The 16,040-nt window shown below is 73.7% G+C and carries 16 protein-coding genes; 7 read left to right on the top strand and 9 right to left on the bottom strand.

Annotation, left to right across the window (positions count from 1 at the left end; genetic code table 11):
- Positions 1–92: 92 nt before the first annotated feature.
- From ACFYNS_RS20245 to ACFYNS_RS20220, 6 genes are all read right to left on the bottom strand, one after another.
- The gene (locus ACFYNS_RS20245; RefSeq protein WP_388604277.1) at positions 93–1,055 is read right to left on the bottom strand and encodes a TauD/TfdA dioxygenase family protein; all 963 of its coding nucleotides are present in this window, start codon (positions 1,053–1,055) and stop codon (positions 93–95) included.
- A 242-nt stretch (positions 1,056–1,297) separates the two neighbouring features.
- Positions 1,298–1,750 (bottom strand): thioesterase family protein, encoded by a 453-nt coding sequence (locus ACFYNS_RS20240; RefSeq protein ID WP_360290742.1) that lies wholly within the window; start codon positions 1,748–1,750, stop codon positions 1,298–1,300.
- Positions 1,747–2,703: a 3-hydroxyacyl-CoA dehydrogenase NAD-binding domain-containing protein gene (locus tag ACFYNS_RS20235; protein WP_388604276.1), complete on the bottom strand. Its 957-nt coding sequence runs from the start codon at positions 2,701–2,703 to the stop codon at positions 1,747–1,749. The genes ACFYNS_RS20240 and ACFYNS_RS20235 overlap by 4 nt, the downstream gene beginning before the upstream one ends.
- 146 nt (positions 2,704–2,849) lie before the next feature.
- Entirely contained in the window at positions 2,850–3,746 is an 897-nt protein-coding gene (locus ACFYNS_RS20230) for a 3-keto-5-aminohexanoate cleavage protein (protein WP_388604274.1), read from the bottom strand.
- Positions 3,747–3,817: 71 nt separating this feature from the next.
- Complete coding sequence (locus ACFYNS_RS20225; RefSeq protein WP_360290734.1) at positions 3,818–4,747, bottom strand: TetR/AcrR family transcriptional regulator; 930 nt, start codon at positions 4,745–4,747, stop codon at positions 3,818–3,820.
- A 124-nt stretch (positions 4,748–4,871) separates the two neighbouring features.
- The gene (locus ACFYNS_RS20220) at positions 4,872–5,132 is read right to left on the bottom strand and encodes a hypothetical protein (protein WP_388604272.1); all 261 of its coding nucleotides are present in this window, start codon (positions 5,130–5,132) and stop codon (positions 4,872–4,874) included.
- Positions 5,133–5,276: 144 nt separating this feature from the next.
- On the opposite strand from ACFYNS_RS20220, the gene ACFYNS_RS20215 reads away from it, so the two are divergent.
- Positions 5,277–5,999, top strand: a complete 723-nt coding sequence (locus ACFYNS_RS20215) for a TetR family transcriptional regulator (RefSeq protein WP_360290729.1) — start codon at positions 5,277–5,279, stop codon at positions 5,997–5,999.
- Positions 6,000–6,027: 28 nt separating this feature from the next.
- Here ACFYNS_RS20215 and ACFYNS_RS20210 read toward each other — a convergent pair whose 3' ends face one another.
- Positions 6,028–7,119, bottom strand: a complete 1,092-nt coding sequence (locus tag ACFYNS_RS20210) for a WYL domain-containing protein (RefSeq protein ID WP_360290726.1) — start codon at positions 7,117–7,119, stop codon at positions 6,028–6,030.
- Positions 7,120–7,182: 63 nt separating this feature from the next.
- On the opposite strand from ACFYNS_RS20210, the gene ACFYNS_RS20205 reads away from it, so the two are divergent.
- A complete protein-coding gene (locus ACFYNS_RS20205) occupies positions 7,183–7,641 on the top strand; it encodes a DUF3224 domain-containing protein (RefSeq protein ID WP_360290724.1) in 459 nt (152 codons plus the stop codon).
- Between the two features lie 96 nt (positions 7,642–7,737).
- Here the strand turns inward: ACFYNS_RS20205 and ACFYNS_RS20200 are convergent, their stop codons facing one another.
- The gene (locus tag ACFYNS_RS20200) at positions 7,738–9,060 is read right to left on the bottom strand and encodes an MFS transporter (RefSeq protein ID WP_388604270.1); all 1,323 of its coding nucleotides are present in this window, start codon (positions 9,058–9,060) and stop codon (positions 7,738–7,740) included.
- 212 nt (positions 9,061–9,272) lie between these two features.
- Complete coding sequence (locus ACFYNS_RS20195) at positions 9,273–10,058, bottom strand: DeoR/GlpR family DNA-binding transcription regulator (protein WP_388604268.1); 786 nt, start codon at positions 10,056–10,058, stop codon at positions 9,273–9,275.
- Positions 10,059–10,206: 148 nt separating this feature from the next.
- Here ACFYNS_RS20195 and ACFYNS_RS20190 point away from each other — a divergent pair, with 148 nt between their 5' ends.
- The 5 genes from ACFYNS_RS20190 to ACFYNS_RS20170 all read left to right on the top strand — a co-directional run bounded on the left by ACFYNS_RS20190 (position 10,207) and on the right by ACFYNS_RS20170 (position 15,872).
- Positions 10,207–10,896, top strand: a complete 690-nt coding sequence (locus ACFYNS_RS20190) for an HAD family phosphatase (RefSeq protein ID WP_079135232.1) — start codon at positions 10,207–10,209, stop codon at positions 10,894–10,896.
- Complete coding sequence (locus tag ACFYNS_RS20185; protein ID WP_360290716.1) at positions 10,893–11,996, top strand: 2-hydroxyacid dehydrogenase; 1,104 nt, start codon at positions 10,893–10,895, stop codon at positions 11,994–11,996. Before ACFYNS_RS20190 ends, ACFYNS_RS20185 begins: the two co-directional genes overlap by 4 nt.
- Entirely contained in the window at positions 11,993–13,483 is a 1,491-nt protein-coding gene (locus ACFYNS_RS20180) for an FGGY family carbohydrate kinase (RefSeq protein ID WP_388604266.1), read from the top strand. The genes ACFYNS_RS20185 and ACFYNS_RS20180 overlap by 4 nt, the downstream gene beginning before the upstream one ends.
- 94 nt (positions 13,484–13,577) lie before the next feature.
- Positions 13,578–15,332, top strand: a complete 1,755-nt coding sequence (locus ACFYNS_RS20175) for a dihydroxyacetone kinase family protein (RefSeq protein WP_388604264.1) — start codon at positions 13,578–13,580, stop codon at positions 15,330–15,332.
- Positions 15,333–15,380: 48 nt separating this feature from the next.
- The gene (locus ACFYNS_RS20170) at positions 15,381–15,872 is read left to right on the top strand and encodes a ribose-5-phosphate isomerase (protein WP_388604262.1); all 492 of its coding nucleotides are present in this window, start codon (positions 15,381–15,383) and stop codon (positions 15,870–15,872) included.
- Positions 15,873–16,040: the final 168 nt, after the last annotated feature.

The following is a 16,040-nucleotide window of genomic DNA, read 5'->3' as shown; positions in this document are numbered from 1 at the left end:
CCGACGGGCCACCGCCCGGCCGACGCCCGGACAGGGCTTCGCCCGCCCCTCCGGGGGAAGAGGGGCGGGCGAAGCGGCTGCGGGGGGGTGGCTCAGAACGGTCGGTCGCCGACGATCGCCACCCGCTCGGCCACCCGGCGGTGCGGCGCGTAGTCGAACAGGGCGTAGTGCTGGGTCGCCCGGTTGTCCCAGAACGCGATGTCACCGGGCTGCCAGGCGAAGCGCACCTGGTACTCGGGAACGTGCGCCTGGCGGACCAGTTCGGCCAGCAGCCGGTCGCTCTCCTCGCGCTCCATCCCCACGATGCGGGTGGTGAACGAGGTGTTCACGAACAGCATCCGGCGGCCGGTCTCCGGGTGGGTGCGCACCACCGGGTGCTCGACCGGCGGGAACTCCTCCTGGAGTTCGGCCAGCCGCTCCGGCGAGGTGAACCGCGCGAATCCGGGGATGAAGTCGTGCACCGCGGTGGCCCCGTCGATCCGCTCCCGGATCCGGGTGGGCAGGTTGTCGTAGGCCGCGGCCATGTCCGCCCACATGGTGTGCCCGCCCAGCGGCGGCACCTCACGCAGCTGCAGCACCGCGCCCAGGGCCGGGCGCTCCCGGAAGGTGACGTCGGTGTGCCACACGTTCTCGTACGTGGGCCGCGCCGCCGCCCCCTTCTCGAACCGGACGATCTCGTCGCTGGACCCGCTGGCCAGCAGCGGATTGGTCTCCAGGTCGCCCCAGTTCCGGGCGAAGCCGGCCTGCTGCTCGGGGGTGAGGCCCGCGCCGCGGAAGAAGAGGACCTTCCACTCCAGCAGCGCCCGGTTCAGCTCCTCACGCAGCGCGGGGCTCAGCGGACGGGACAGGTCGGCGCCGCGGATCTCCGCGCCGATGACGCGGGTCTGCGGCACGACCTCGATCAGCTCGTAGGGCCGCTCCTCCCAGTCCTCGGCGAAGGGCCGCAGGATGCGCACGCCTTCGTAGAGGCCCCCCTCGGGGACGCGGGCGTCACGCAGAGCGGCAGTCCGGTCGGGGGTCTGGTCGGGGGTCTGGTCGGGGGTGGTGATGCTCATGATCGATCCTCCAGCGGATCCGGTCGAACGCGTGGTGGACGTACCGGCCGCGTCCGCACGCGGCCGTCGTACCCGGCCGCGCGGGCGCGCGGCCGCCGTCGCTCCCTGCGGGAGCCGGGGTCACACCTAGAGACCGGATCGCTCGCACCCGCGCCGCCACGGGACGCCGTGGCGTCCGAGCGGGGAAGTGGAGTGCGCGACCATGCCGCTCATTGTGGGATTCGCGCCCTGGATCGTCAACATCACCCGGCGTGGCCGACCGGAGCGACGGCGCGCCCCGCCCACTCCGGGGGCTCCTCGACGAGCGCGTCCAGGCGCGCGCGGACATCCTCGGGGAAGGGCGTGCTGCCCTCGGCGCCGACATGCAGCGCGAACAGTTCGCTCGTGGCGACCGTCCGCTCCCCGGCGGACATCTCGTGCGCGAAGCGCAGCTTCTTCCCGGCGGCACCGAGGACGCGGGTACGCACCGTCAGCGGAGTGCCTTCCGCGACCTCGTCCAGGTACCGGACATGCGCCTCGACGGTGTAGAGGGAGCAACCGGTGTCCTCCCGGTAGACCGGCCCCAGACCGACCTCGTCCATCATCGCGTCGGTGGCGTGGCCGAAGACCAGGACGTAGAACGCCTCGCTCATATGACCGTTGTAGTCGATCCACTCGGGGCGCACGGTCTGCTCGAAGAGCGGGAGCCGGGTCATGCGGACGCCTCGCCGGGGAGCCGGCCGGTGGCCCGCAACACGTCGATGACGCCCCGGTCCCGCTCGGCGACCAGGTCGGCGATGCTGCGCCCGGCGGCGGCCTCCTCGCAGCCCGCCACCATCGCGTCCCGCAGCGACCGGTCCAGTTCGGGCGCCTCCAGCCGGGTCCACGGCGACTTCAGGGACGGCCCGAAGTGGTCGAGCATATGGCCCATGCCCCCTTCGCCGCCCGCCAGTGCGAACGTCAGGCAGGGGCCCATGAACGCCCAGCGCAGCCCGGGGCCCTCGGTGATCGAGTCGTCGATCTCCTGGACGGTCGCCTCGCCGTTGGCGACCATGTGCAGCGCCTCCCGCCACAGCGCCTCCTGCAGCCGGTTGGCGATGAAACCGGGCAGCTCCCGCTCCATCGTGATCACCGACTTGCCGGCCGCCTCGTAGAACCGCGACGCCCACTCGACGGCCGACCGGTCGGTGCGCTCGCCGCCGACCACCTCGACCAGCGGGATCAGATAGGGCGGGTTGAACGGGTGGCCCACCAGCAGCCGCTCCGGGTGCGCGGCCTCGGTCTGCATGTCGGTCATCGGGTAGCCCGACGTGGAGGAGGCGATGACGACGCCGTCGGGCGTCGCCGCGTCCAGCTCGGCCAGCAGGCCGCGCTTGAGCTCCAGCTTCTCCGGCGCGCTCTCCTGCACGAACTGCGCTTCGGCGCACGCTTCTTCGAGGGTGGCGGCGAACCGGAGCCGGTCCGGGGAGGCGCCCTCGGCGAGTCCCAGCCGGGTGAGCGCGGGCCAGGCGGCGTCCACCAGGCGGCGCAGCTTCTCGGGTGCGTCGGGTGCGGGGTCCCAGGCGGTCACGTCGTAGCCGCGCGCGAGGAAGTGCGCGACCCAGCCGCCGCCTATGACGCCGGCGCCGACGCACGTCACACGGGACACATCGCTCGGAGGGGTGTTCATCAGGGTGCTCCTTGGGGTGGGGAGGCGGTTCGGGGGCCCGCCGTGCGGAGGGCCCGCCCGTGCGGGAGGGGCGGGCGGCGTCCGCCGATGCGGGAGAGGGGCGAGGCGGCCGCCCAGGCGGTGCCGGGGAGGGGCGGGTCGGCCGCTCAGGCGGCGCGGGGCTTGAGCCCCAGCCGGGCCCGGGCCTCGTCGGGGGAGGCGACCGTGGCGCCGAGCGACTCGGTGATCTGCACGGCACGCTCCACGAGCTGCCCGTTGGTCGCCTTGACCCCGCGGCTGAGGTAGAGGTTGTCCTCCAGCCCGACCCGCACGTTGCCGCCGAGCAGGATCGACTGCGCGACCCACGGCATCTGCATCCGGCCCAGGGCGAACGAGGCCCACTGCGCGTTCGGCGGCAGGAAGTTGACCATCGACTGCAGCACGCCCGGGTCGGCCGGCGCGCCCCACGGGATGCCCATGCACAGCTGGAAGAGGGTCGGCTGGTCCAGCAGCCCCTCCTCCAGCAGCTGCTTGGCGAACCAGAGCTGCCCGGTGTCGAAGATCTCCAGCTCCGGCTTGACCCCCAGTTCCTGGATCCGGCGCGCGCCCTTGCGCAGCATCTCCGTGGTGGAGATGTAGAGCTGGTCGCCGAAGTTGAGCGACCCGCAGTCCAGGGTGCAGATGTCCGGCAGCAGGTCTTCCACATGCGGCAGCCGGTCCAGGCCGCCCACCAGGTCCGTACCGTCCAGCGCGCCCTTCTCCAGCGGCTGGTCGGCGTCGAGCACCAGGTCGCCGCCCATCCCGGCGGTCAGGTTGATGACGACGTCGGTACCGGTCTCCTTGATCCGCTCCAGGACCTCGCGGTACAGCTTCCGGTCCCGCGAGGGCGCACCGGTCTGCGGGTCGCGGACGTGGATGTGCACGACGGCGGCGCCGGCCTCGGCGGCCTCGACCGCCGAGGCGGCTATCTGCTCGGGGGTGACGGGCACGTGCGGGCTGCGCCCGACGGTGTCACCGGCGCCGGTGAGGGCCGCGGTGATGATGACGTTCTCGGTGATGGACATGGTGATACCTCCGGAGGGGGGAAGGGCGGGTCGGTCGGCGGTCGGTCGTCGCCGGGCGCCGGCTTGCGTCGTCAGTCGGCGGTCGGGGCGAGCAGTTCGGTGCGCACGTACGCGAGCAGCGCCGCGTGCATGTCGTCGGGGCCGGTCCCGTCCTCGGCGCCGGCGGCGCTGGCCAGCACCTGCGAGGCCAGTCCGTCGACGAGGGCGGTGAGCCGCAGTGCGCTGGACTCGGGGTCGACGGCGCGGAAGACGCCCTGCGCGATGCCGCGCCGTACGACGTCGGCGACGGTGGTGCGCCACTGCCGGTAGTACTCGACGTGCAGTCGTCCGATGGCGGTCGAGCGCGCCGCCTCGGCCCACAGGTCGAGCCACACCAGCCACTGCCGCCGCTGCTGTTCGGTCCGCGGGGTCTGCAGGGCGAGGAGTTCGGCCAGCTCGGCGGCGGCGTCCTCGGTGGCCCCGGTCTCGGAGATCCGGGTCGCGCGGCTGGCGGTGTCCTCGTCCATGCACCAGCGCACCGCCGCTTCCAGCAGTTCGGCGCGGCCGGGGAAGTGGTAGTGGATCGCGGCGGTGCTGGTGTCGCAGGCGGCGGCGATGTCGGCCACCCGTACGGCGTGGAAGCCGTGTTCCGCGATCAGCCGCACCGTCTCGCGCACGATCTGCAGCGGTCGTCCGGTGGCCGGGAGCACGGCGGTCCGGGTCCCGCCGCCGGGGGCCGGCGCGGCGCTCGCGGTCTTCGGCGCGTCGGGTGCGGTGGGCACGGTGCTGCCGGAGCCCAGCAGCCAGCCGGCGTCGACGCGGCCCGCGTCGGCGATCCGGGCCAGCTCGGCCACGGTGAAGCGGCGCGAGCCGCCGAGCGAGCGGGAGAGCTTCGAGGGGTCCATCACGATGCGCCGGGCGAATTCCCGTTGGCTGCATCCGGCGGCTTCGACGACCTCGCGGACGCGCTCGGCGATCTCGCCCGCGCCGTCCTGGATCCGGTCGCCCGCTGTGTTCGGCATGCGGGCCACCGTACGAGAGTGTTGAGATAACCGCAACATGTGGTGGGTGCTGGGATCGGGCCCACCCCGGTATATCTGGGTGTTGCGCCTACTGACTGATGCGTCAGTCGGTAGGCGCAACAGGTCATCGCCGCGGTGCGGGCGAGGAGGCCGCGGCGCTGCCCAGCCGCGCGTTCATCCTGAGCAGCACCGGTATCAGGGCGTAGGCGGAGACCGGTACGACGATCAGCGTGAGGATCAATGTCCGCACCGGGAGCGGCAGGGTCGCGGTGGGCGGTCCGATTACTCCGAGGGCGACGGTGATGGTCGGGTAGACGGCGAGCCAGGTGATCAGCGCCCGGCGGTGCGCGGACGGAGCGGACGCGGGCGGGGGAGTGGTGGACATGCTTCCTCCGGGGTGCGAGAGAGGGCTGGAGCGGGACGGTGGAGCCCGGGTGGACCCGGAATCTCCAACCGCTTGGTTGGAGTTTGGCACCCCGGGACCCCGGTGTCCAACCATTTGGTTGGAGTTTTCGGTTAGGCTGGCCCCATGGCCTGGGACACCGCACGCACCAAGCAGCGCCTCCTCGACGCAGCCGTGGAGGAATTCGCCGAATGCGGCCCCGAAGGCGCCCGCATCGCCCGGGTCGCGGCCCGGGCCGAGGTCAACAAGGAGCGCATCTACCAGTACTTCGGCAGCAAGGAGAAGCTGTTCGTCGCCGTGCTGCGGAGCGAACTGGAGCGGGTGGCGGCCGCCGTGCCGCTCGACGGCGACCAGGCCGCCGACCTGGGCGACTACGCGGGCCGGCTCTTCGACTACCACCGCGCCCACCCGCATCTGGCCCGGCTGCTGGCCTGGGAAGGGCTCCAGTACCAGGACCGGGTGGTCTCCGAGGCCGAACGTACCGGGCGCTACCGCGAGAAGGCCGCAGCACTCGCCGAGGCCCAGCGCGCGGGCGCGTTGACCACCGGCGCCGCACCGGGTGCCCTGACCCACGCCGTCATCGCGCTCACGGCGTCCTTCTTCACCCTTCCGCAGGTGGCCCGCATGCTCGTCCCCGCGGACGGCGGTGCGGACGGAGCCGACGACGTGGAAGGCGACGCCGAAAGAGCCGACGCCGAAGGACGCGAGGCCGGAGGAGACGGTGCCGGAGGAGCCGGGGCCGGAGGAGACGGAGCTGAAGGAGCCGGGGCCGACGGAGATGCCGACCCCGGCCCCGCGCAGCGCGCCGCGCTGATCGCGCTGGTGCGGCTGATGGCGGGGCAGGGCTGAGCGGCCCCGCGGAGAGCCCGACCGGCCGTCAGGCCCCGGACGGGTAGCGGGCCGAGACCGCCCGCACGGCATCGACCATGGCGGCCCGCAGTGCGGGCGGACCCACCACCTCCGCCTCGGCACCCAGGCCGAGCAGATCGGAGACGGCGACCGGCTGCGACTCCACAGCCAGCTCGACCTCCACCCATCCGTCCGCGTCGGGCGGTCCCGCCCGCTCCAGCGCACGCTCACCGGGCGCGCCGAACTTCGCGGGGAGCAGCCGCACACCGGCAGGGGAGAGCCGGACCCGGGCGGTGTCCCGGCGGAGCAGCTCCTCCAGCCGCCGCGCCGACGCCGCCCAGGAGGCGGCCAGGTCGAAGCCCGCGGGCCGCTCGAAGACCTCGTCGCCGAGGGTGGCCTCCAGCAGCCGGGAGATCCGGTAGGTGCGTACGCCCGTCGCGGGTGTACCGCCGCCGTCCGCGGTGCCCCGGGTCGGGCTTCCGCTGCCCTCGGGGCCCATCCCGGCGGCTGCCTCCCTGCCCCCGGTCGCTCCTTCCCCGTGCTCCCCGTCCGGCTCGGCGGTCACCGCCACCGTGTACCAGATGCCGCCCTTGAGGACGATGCCCAGCGGGCGCAGCGCGCGCCGTGCCTCGCCGCGCCAGCTCCGGTAGCGCACCCGCAGCACCCGCTGCTCCCACACCGCGCGGGCGACCGTCGGCAGGAACGGCACCGGGTCCGGGTCCCGGAACCAGGCCGGGGCATCCAGGTGGAACCGGTCCTGGACCAGCCGGCTGTGCTCGGCGAGCGGTGCGGGCAGCGCGGCGCGCACCTTGAGCTGCGCGGTCGCCAGCACGGCGCCGAGTCCCAGGTCCCGTACCGGGCCCGGGAGTCCGGACAGGAAGAGGGAGCCCGCCTCGGAGTCGGTCAGGCCGGTGAGCCGGGTGCGGTACCCGTCCATCAGGCGGTAGCCGCCGGCCGGCCCGCGGTCGGCGTAGACGGGGACGCCGCAGGTGCTCAGCGCCTCGATGTCGCGGTAGACGGTGCGTACGGAGACGCCCAGGTCGGCGGCGAGTTCGGGCGCCGTCATCCGGCCGCGGTTCTGCAGCAGGAGAAGCAGCGAGAGGAGCCGGTCGGCGCGCATGCGGCACATTCTCCCGCCGCCGGTTCCGGTACCTGACACGAGGTGTCAGGTACGGCCGCCAGGATGACCGGACACCGAGACCACCGTCCACCGAAAGGCTTCCTCATGGCCGAGCGCACCACCACCGCCGTCTTCACCGGCTCCTCCTGGGACGAGAAGGATGTCACCGACGCCGACCGCAGCCCCCGCCTCGCGCACGCCGCCGTCGTCAACGACTACAGCGGGGGCATCCAGGCGGTGGGCACCACATGCCAGTACGTGCTCATCTACACGGCCGGGGGCGACGGCTCCTTCTGCGGTACGGAGCTGCTGACCGGCTCGGTCGACGGGCGGGAGGGTTCCTTCGCCGTCCAGCAGCGCGGCACCTTCGACCGGGAGGGCGTCATCCGCTGTGCCTTCGAGGTCGTCCCGGGCTCGGGCACCGCGGCGCTGACCGGCCTGACCGGCACCGGCGACTACGAGGTCCGTGAGGGCGAGAAGGCGGTGGAGGTGGCTTTCAGGTACCGGATCGACGGGGACTGAGACGCGGCCGGCCGCCGCCGCTGACCCTCGTCGGAGAAGGGCAGCGGCGGCGGCCGCGGCGGAGGATCCGTGGGTCTGCCGTCCGGGCGGCGGACCCTAGGCGGGTGTGGGAGCCGAACTCTTGTCCGGAGCCGCGGCGGGATCCGGGGCCCCGGGGCCGCTCTGCTCCTCCGGCATCTTCAGGAAGAAGGTCAGCACCATGGCGACCAGGTAGAGGACGAGGAAGACGATCGTCACGCCCCCGGCGCCGACGAGCGGCAGGAACAGCGAGGCGACGGCCGGGCCCACGAAGGCGGCGCCGCCCGCACCGAGGTTGAGGAGCGCCATGGCCCCGCCCTTGTTGTCGGGTGCCATGTTGGGGATCAGCGCCGAGATGGGGACGAAGCCCGCGAGCGTGGCGCCGTACAGCATCCCGGCGAGCACGGCGACCCAGTAGTAGTCGGGGCCGAGCCAGGTCGGCACGAAGTACAGCACCGTCACGCTGATCGCGCAGCCCAGGGCGCCGAAGGTGGCGATGGTCGTGCGCCAGCCGATCTTGTCCGAGACGGCCCCGAAGATCAGGTTGAAGAAGATGTTGGTGCCGTAGATGATTGCCAGCAGTTGGAGCCACTTGTCGGTGCCGAAGCCGACGTCGTCGGAGAAGATCCGCGGCAGGTAGACGAGCATGCCGAACTCGGGCGCCGTGTTGATGATCCGCACCAGGCAGCCGACCAGCACGCGCGGGTGGGTCCAGATGATCGAGACGCTGTTGAACAGGGACTCACCCGTGGTGACGCCGGGTTCGGCCAGCCGGCCACCGCCCTCCCGCTGCTTGGCGCCGACCAGGGCGATGGCGCCGCCGACCAGGATGAGGCCGAGCGCGGTCCACAGGGTGCCCAGTTCGCCGATGGCGGGGATGGTGAAGCTGGACCAGAGGGAGCCGAGGGTGGGCAGGCCGCCGGTGAAGGCGAAGTAGAACCAGCCCACGGCGGTGCCCAGCCGGGCCTTGGGGGCACTGCCGGTGATCCAGACCAGGAACCCGAAGGCGAAGAGCGGATAGCCGAAGCCGCGGATGCCGTAGAGGATCAGCATCATCGGGTAGTTCTCGGTGCCGAGCGCGAAGAGCAGGTAGAGCGCGTCGAAGACGGCCCAGATGGCCAGGCCGACCCACATCACCTTGCGCGGGCCCCACACCTGGGAGAGTGCGCCGGAGAACCAGGAGGCCAGCATCACGGCGACGCCGTAGGCGGTGATGACGTAGCCGGCCTTCACATCGGTGCCCGCGCCGTGGTCGGCCATGTAGGGCGCGATGAAGCCGCTCTCGACGCCGTCACCGATCATGAACAGCAATACGCCGACATAGCCGAGGACCAGGGGTTTCGGCAGCCCTATGCGATCGAGTAGCCCTCTTTCGGCAGCTCGGGTCGCTGGATCCGTCATCGGGGGCCTCCGCTCTGAGGTAACCAGTTGGTGCACCGCAGATCCTCAGCCCGCCTCCGAGAAATATCAAGAGCTATGTTAAAAGTAACGGTCAAGTTTGTTATTGCGTAACACTGCGGCTCGGCTGCGTAGCCGCGCCCGGAACCCGGCGCGGTCCCGGACAGGGCCGCCCGGGGCCCGGGGCGGTCCTGTCCGGTGCGCCGCCGCGCCCGCTACGCCGGCACCACCCGCACGTCCGTCAGCTTGCGCAGCTCCGCCACCAGGTCGTCCTCCACCGGCCCGGACAGCACCACGTGGTCGAACGCCTGCACCGGGTCCAGTCGGTGCAGGGCGCTGCGGCCGACCTTGCTGTGGTCCATCAGCAGCATGCTCACCGAGCCGGACTCCCGCATCGCGCGCTTGAGCGCGACGATCTCCTGTTCCTGGTGGTAGGTCATGGTGCCGGTGATCGCGGAGGTGGAGACGACGGTCAGGTCCACCGAGAAGCTCTTGATCATCTCCAGTGCGGAGAGTCCGATCCAGGAGTCGTGGGTGCGCGAGTACTCGCCGCCGATCGCGATCAGCCGCACGTCCTCCACATGTCGCAGCTCCTCGGTGATCAGCCGGTAGTTCGTCACCACGGTCAGCGGCCCCACCTGCGGCAGCAGCTTCGCGAAGGCGAGTGCGGTGGTCGAGTCGTCCAGCATCAGCGACATCCCCGGCGCCACGAACTCCAGCGCGGTCCTGGCCAGCGCCTCCTTCTCGCCCGTGTGCGCGTGCAGCCGGAAGTCCGAACTGGACTCGAAGACGGTGGAGGGCTGGGCCGAGACCCCGCCGTGGTATTTGCGCAGGATGCCGCGGTCGGCCAGTTCGGCGATGTCCCGGTGCACGGTCATCACGCTGACGCCGGTCAGCTCCGTCAGCTCCGCCACCGAGGCGTCACCCTTGGCCAGCACGTGGTCGACGATCTGCTGCTGACGCTTCTGGCGCGCCGCGCGCGCCGCTGAGTGGGCCGTCATGGGGACCATCCTGCACCCCGGACGGTGCGTTCCGGTCCGCAGGCAGCCGACAGCCTCACACTGCTCTCGATGTCAGTACCAAGTGACGAGTGACAGATAACAGAACCAGTGTTAATTTTCAGGGAGCCGAAGGTGAGGAGTTCCGGCCGTGGCCGATGCAGTGGTGTTTGACATGGACGGAGTGCTCGTCGAGAGCGAGCATCTCTGGGAGCGGCTGTGGACCGCGTTCGCCGCCGAGCGCGGCAAGCAGTGGGGCCCCGAGCAGACCAAGAGCTGCCAGGGGATGAGCGCCCCGGAGTGGGCCGCCTTCCTCACCGAGTTCGCCGGTGCGGGCGACAGCGCCCCCGACACCGAGCGCACCGTCGTGGACGGCATGATCAAGGCGCTCGAGGACGGCGAGATCGAGCTGCTGACCGGCGCCCGCGCGATGATCGCCGACACCGCGGCCCGCGGCCCGATCGCACTCGCCTCGTCCGCGCCGCGCCGCGTGATCGACGCCGTCCTCGCGCACCATGGAGTCGACCACCACTTCAAGGCCACCGTCTCCAGCGCCGAGGTCCCGCGCGGCAAGCCCAGCCCGGACGTCTACCTCGCGGCCGCCGACAAGCTCGGTGTCCCCGCGGCGGACTGCCTGGCCGTCGAGGACTCCAGCAACGGACTGCGGGCCGCGGCGGCGGCCGGGATGACGGTCGTCGCCATCCCCAACCCCGGCTATCCGCCGGCCGAGGACGCCCTGGCCGGGGCCGCCCACGCCTCGTCCGACCACGACGACGTACGCCGCTACCTGCTCTCCCGGCTCACGGAGGGCTCCCCGCTCCAGGAAGGAGACCCGGCATGACGGACCCGACAGCCGAGCCGACCCGAGTGCTGGCCTCCGGCGACCACTTCATCGCCCCCCGGCTCTTCGTCGACGCGCTGGAGTCCGCGCTGCGGGAGACGGCGCCCGGCGTCCGGCTGGAGTTCCGCACCCAGACCACCCCGTGGCCGCACACCCCCTTCGGTCCGGTCGGCAACGTCAAGGAGGCCAGCGGAACCGAGGACGAGCTGCTCGAAGCGCTCGGCGACGCCAAGGTCGCGCTCGTCCAGATGGCACCGTTCACCGACCGGGTGATCCGCGAGGCGCCGAACCTGGAGCTGATCTCGGTGGCCCGCGGCGGCCCGGTCAACGTCGACGTGGCGGCGGCCACCCGGGCGGGCATCCCGGTCACCTTCGCCCCCGGCCGCAATGCCGCGGCCGCCGCCGAGTTCGCGCTCGGGCTGATGCTCGCCGCGCTGCGCCGCATCCCCGCCTCCGACGCGGAGCTGAAGAAGGGCACCTGGCGCGGCGACTACTACGCCGTCGAGAACGCGGGCATCGAGCTGGACGGCACCACCGTCGGACTCGTCGGCTACGGCGCCATCGGTGCGATCGTCGCCCGCGTGCTGCGCGCCTTCGGCTCCACGGTGCTGGTCGCCGACCCCTACGCCGACCCGGCGAAGGCGCAGGCGGACGGCGTGGAACTGGTGGCGCTGGAGGAGCTGCTGCGCCGCAGCTCCGTGGTCAGCCTGCACGCCCGGGTCACCCCCGAGACCCGGCACCTGCTCAACGCCGACAACCTGAAGCTGCTGCCCGAGGGCGCCGTCCTGGTCAACTCGGCGCGCGGCGAACTCATGGACTACGCGCCGCTGCCCGCGCTGCTCGAATCCGGCCGGCTGGGCGCGCTGGCGCTGGACGTGTACGACGTCGAGCCGCCGCCCGCCGACTGGCCGCTGCACCGCGCGCCGAACGTCATCACCACCCCGCACCTGGCGGGCGCCACCCGGCAGACCGCCGATCGCGCCGCAGCCGTCACCGCGGCCCAGGCGGCGGCGTACCTGCGCGGGGAGCGCCCCGAGTTCGTCGTGAACCCGGAGGTGTTCGAGACCACCGGGGCCGCAGGGCGAGGACCGCGGTCATGATCGTCGGGGTCGACGTCGGGACCTCGGTCACCAAGGCGCAGCTCATCGCCCGCGACGGGCGCACCGGCCCGGCGCACGAGGCCCGCAGCACGCTGTACACGCTGCCGGGCAACCGCGTCGAGCAGGACATGGACGAGGTCATCGGCACCGTCGTCACCGTCGTACGGGCGGCCGTGGCCGACGCCGCGCAGTTCTCCCCCGACGAGCCCGTCGAAGCCCTCGCGCTCACCGGCCAGGGGGACGGGCTGTGGCTGCGGGACGCCGACGGCCGCCCCGTGGGCCGCGCGCTGTCCTGGATGGACGGCCGCGCCGCCGACGTGCTGGACGCCTGGGCGGCCGACGGCACAGCCCGCGAGGTCCACCGACGCACCGGGGCCGGGATGTTCCCCGGCGCCGCCGGTCCGCTCCTCGCGCATCTGGCCGAGCACGAGCCCGAACGGCTGGCCGCGGCCGACGTGGCCGGATACTGCGTCGACGCCATCGCGCAGCGCTTCACCGGCGCCCGCACCGTCGACGCCTCCGACGCCTCGGTCCCGTTCCTGGACGCGGCCCGCCGCACCTACGACGACGAGGCCCTGGAACTGTGCGGGCTGAGCCGCTGGCGCGGGCTGCTCGCCGAACCGGCACCGCCCGGTGCGCTGTTCGGGCTGCTGCCCAAGGTCGCCGCGGAACTCGGACTCCCCTCCGGACTCCCGGTCAGCGCCGGCCCCTTCGACATCCCCGCCTGCGGATTCGGCTCCGGCCTGGAGCAGGTCGGCCAGGGCAACCTCATCATCGGGACCACCCTCGCCTGCCAGGTCCTCAGCTCCGACCCCGCGCCCGGCGCGGGGGACGAGGCCGCGGGCATGGTGCTGGCCACCCCGTACGAGGACCGCTATCTGCGGGTCATGCCCGCCATGATCGGCACCGCGGGACTGGACTGGCTGCTGGGCATGCTCGGGGTGCGGATCGAGGAACTCGACGCGCTGCTCGCCCGGTCCCCCTACGGCGCGGCCGGGGTGACGGCGCTGCCGTTCCTGTCCACCAGCGGCGAGCGGGCCCCCTTCGTGGACGCCCGCGCGCGCGGTCGGCTCGACGGGCTGTCCCCGCTGACCAGCCGCGCCGACCTGGTACGGGCGCTGTGCGAAGCCGTGGCCTACTCGGCCCGGCACTGCCTGGAGACCCTCGGCGTGGACGGCGCGATCACCGCCTGCGGCGGCGGCGCCCGCTCCGGCGAGTGGGGACGCATCTTCGCCGGTGTCCTCGGCCGGGACGTGCATGTACGCGAGGACGCCGTGGGCATCCGCGGCGCCGCGCGGGTGGCCTGGCGCGCCCTCGGCGCGGACGCTGCTGCCGGATCCGGCGCCGGCGCCGACGGTGGCGGGGTCGCCGGGTCCGGCGGGGACGCTGCCCGGGTCGCCCGGGCCGACGCCGAGGCCGTCGCCTTCTACGAGGACGGCTACCGCCGCTACCTCGACACCCTGGAAACCGCCCGCCGGTCCTGGTGAGCCCGGCACCGCCGGCCCGGTCCGTGCCCCGCGCCTCCCGGCGCCCGGGCCGCCCGGGCCGCCGCGGGGCCACCCCAACCCGCTGGAGTCCCCCATGACGCGTGTATTCAACGACCCGGCCCGCTTCGCCGAGGACATGCTCCACGGCTTCACCGCGGCCCACCCCGACCACGTCCGCGCGGTGCCCGGCGGCGTGGTGCGGGCACACCGCCCAGGCACTGCCAAGGTCGCGGTGCTGACCGGCGGCGGCTCCGGCCACTACCCCGCCTTCTGCGGCGTGGTCGGCCCGGGGTTCGCCGACGGATCGGTGATCGGCAACGTCTTCACCTCGCCGTCCGCCGCGCAGGCGTACTCCGTCGCGGCGGAGGCCGAGACCGGCGCGGGCGTGCTGTTCATGTTCGGCAATTACGCGGGCGACGTCATGAACTTCGGCCAGGCGGCCGAGCGGCTGACCGGCGAGGGCATACCGGCCCGCTGCTTCGCCGTCACCGACGACGTCGCCAGCGCCCCCGCCGGTGAGCCGGAGCGGCGCCGGGGCATCGCCGGCGGGTTCACCGTCTACAAGACGGCCTCGGCGGCCGCCGAGGAGGGCGCGAGCCTGGACGAGGTGGTCCGGGTCGCGGAGCGCACCAACGACCGCACCCGCTCACTCGGCGTCGCCTTCGCCGGATGCACGCTGCCGGGACAGCGCGAGCCGCTGTTCACCGTCCCGGACGGCCAACTGGGCCTCGGCCTGGGCATCCACGGCGAGCCCGGGGTGCGCGAGAGCGAACTGACGACGGCCGCCGACCTGGCCCGCACCCTGGTGGAGGGGCTGCTGGCCGAGCGGCCCGCCGCCGCGGCCGGCAGCAGCCGGGTGGCGGTCCTGCTCAACGGCCTGGGCGCCACCAAGTACGAGGAGCTGTACGTCCTGTGGGGCTCGGTGGCCGAACTGCTGGCCGAGGCCGGGCTGGAGCCGGTGCGCGCCGAGGTGGGCGAGCTGGTCACCTCGCTGGACATGGCGGGCTGCTCGCTGACCCTCACCTGGCTGGACGACGAGCTGGAGCGGCTGTGGCTCGCCCCCGCCGACACCCCCGCCTACCGCCGCGGCCGGCTCTCCGCGGCGGTCCCGTCCCGGGCCGGCGAGGCGGCGGCCCCGCGCCGGGCCGCGGCCGCCCGCGCGCACGACGAGCCCGCCACCGCGACCGGGGAGGCGGCCGTCGCCGCGGACGCCGCGGTGCGGGCCCTCCGGGCGGCCCGCACCCTGCTGCACGACGAGGAGGAGACCCTCGGCCGGCTCGACGCCGTCGCCGGGGACGGCGACCACGGGCGCGGCATGAGCAAGGGCGTGGACGCCGCGCTCGCCGCCGCCGAGCAGGCGCGGGAAGCGAACGCGGCACCGGCCGCGCTGCTCGGTGCCGCCGGGGACGCCTGGGCCGCCGACGCGGGCGGCACCTCCGGCGCGCTGTGGGGCGCGGGACTCCGCGCGTTCGGCTCCGCGCTGCCGGCCGACCGCGCCCCCGGGCCCGGGGAGCTGGCGGCGGGCGCGCGCGCCGCACTTGCGGCCGTCACCTCGCTCGGCAAGGCCGAACCGGGCGACAAGACGCTGGTCGACGCACTCGACCCGTTCGTGACGGCCTTCGAGGAGCGGCTGGCTGCGGGCGCCTCCCCGGCCGAGGCCCTCGCCACCGCCGCGGAGAGCGCCCGCGCCGCCGCCGAGGCCACCGCCGCACTCCGCCCGAAGCTGGGCCGCGCCCGGCCGCTGGCCGAGCGCAGCGTCGGCACCCCGGACCCCGGCGCCACCTCGCTGGCGCTGGTCCTGGGAGCGGTCGCCGCCACCGCCGGACCCGCCGCGGAGTCCGCCCACTGAGGAGCACCGCACCCGCGGAACCGCCCACTTCCGTCAGGAGGAACCACCATGAGCAGCACCCCCGCAGCGCCCCGGCCCCTCCGTGTCGTCGTGGGCTGCGACGACGCGGGCCTCGACTACAAGGAAGCCCTCAAGAAGGACCTGCTGGGCGACGCCCGGGTGGCCGAGGTCACCGACGTCGGGGTCGGCGGCGACGGTACGGACCGCGGCCGGGCCTATCCGCACGTCGCCGTGGAGGCGGCCCGCCGCGTCGCCGAGGGCGAGGCCGACCGGGCGCTGCTGGTCTGCGGCACCGGGCTGGGCGTCGCCATCAGTGCCAACAAGGTGCCCGGCATCCGGGCCGTCACCGCGCACGACAGCTACTCCGTGCAGCGCTCCGTCCTGAGCAACAACGCACAGGTGCTCTGCTTCGGCCAGCGGGTCATCGGCCTGGAACTGGCCCGCACCCTGGCCGACGAATGGCTGGACCAGCACTTCGACGAGGGGTCGGCGTCGGCGGCGAAGGTCGCTGCGATAGCCGCGTACGAACAGGGCTGCTGACCCCCCGGGGGCGCCGCATCCCGCGGGGGGAGGTGCGGCGTCCCCGGGTGGCGGGTGGGGGGGGGGGGGGGGGGGGGGGGGGGGGGGGGGCGGGGGCGGGGGGGGGGGCGGCCGCGGCCCGGGGGGGCGCGGCCCCCCCCCCCCCCCCGCCCCCGCCGCCCCCCCGCG

The organism is Streptomyces sp. NPDC006925, assembly GCF_042869575.1.
Classification (GTDB): domain Bacteria; phylum Actinomycetota; class Actinomycetes; order Streptomycetales; family Streptomycetaceae; genus Streptomyces.
Note: the sequence above shows the minus strand (reverse complement) of the source record. Positions and strands in the feature narration are given on the sequence as shown.